Source organism: Bilifractor sp. LCP19S3_H10, from assembly GCF_052119185.1.
Classification (GTDB): domain Bacteria; phylum Bacillota; class Clostridia; order Lachnospirales; family Lachnospiraceae; genus Bilifractor.
This window is the reverse complement of record NZ_JBQKFT010000059.1, coordinates 1-815: the sequence shown is the minus strand read 5'-3', so window position 1 is coordinate 815 and position 815 is coordinate 1. Positions and strand designations below refer to the sequence as shown.

Genomic DNA, 815 nt, shown 5'->3' with positions numbered 1-815 from the left:
TACAGAAACATAGCGATTTTTTGTTTTCACACGTTCTGTGGCATTACGAACACCTGTCAAATCTTCAAGTACGAAAAGAGTATGCTTTGGATTGGATTCAACGAGTGCCTTTGATACACAATGGTTCACATCCTGCATCCAACGGTGTTCTCGCTGACCGATAGCTTTCAGTCTTCTTCTTGCTGAAGGTGTCCGTCGCGTTTGGAGTTCTTTGCGAAGTTTGGAATAGCTGGCGCGTCTTTGCTTGATAGCTTTCCCGCTAACAAATCCAGACTTGTGATTACTGTCATAGGTTGCAACAACGAAGTTAATCCCTCTGTCAATGCCTACAACATTACAAATGTCAGAAAGATTACTTTCTTCCACGTCATAAGTTACCGGTATGTAAAGATAATATTTGCCATGCCTGTTTATGAGCTTAGCAGTACCAAACTTATAAATTGTGGGGTCAAAATATTTAGACATGCCTTCAGTGAAATATGGCAATTTAACACGACCATTAAGCGTATTCACAGAAAAACAGTTTTTCGTTAAAGAATAATCTCTGTTCCAGACCAAATCATACTGAGCTTTCTTGAAGGCTGGCCGTATCCACTCCTTTTGATTTTCAAGAATAGTTTTATATCTTGCAATGACCGTTTTCAAGACGGACTGAGCCATTTGAGATTTAAGGCCAAATTTTTCTCTTAAAGTAGAATACAAAACCTTATTAAGTGAAAACTGCTTTAAATCATGAGTTTGGAATACATAGTCTGAAACATAATTACAGGCATCACGATAAACAGACATAGTTTCATCAAGCAAAACCTTGTCTG

The 815-nt window shown here is 38.2% G+C and carries 1 protein-coding gene; it reads right to left on the bottom strand.

The genetic code is table 11. The features are described 5' to 3' along the window. Positions 1–815 (bottom strand): RNA-guided endonuclease TnpB family protein (locus tag ACTQZS_RS15375; protein WP_441476594.1); only part of this gene is annotated, 815 nt, incomplete at both ends.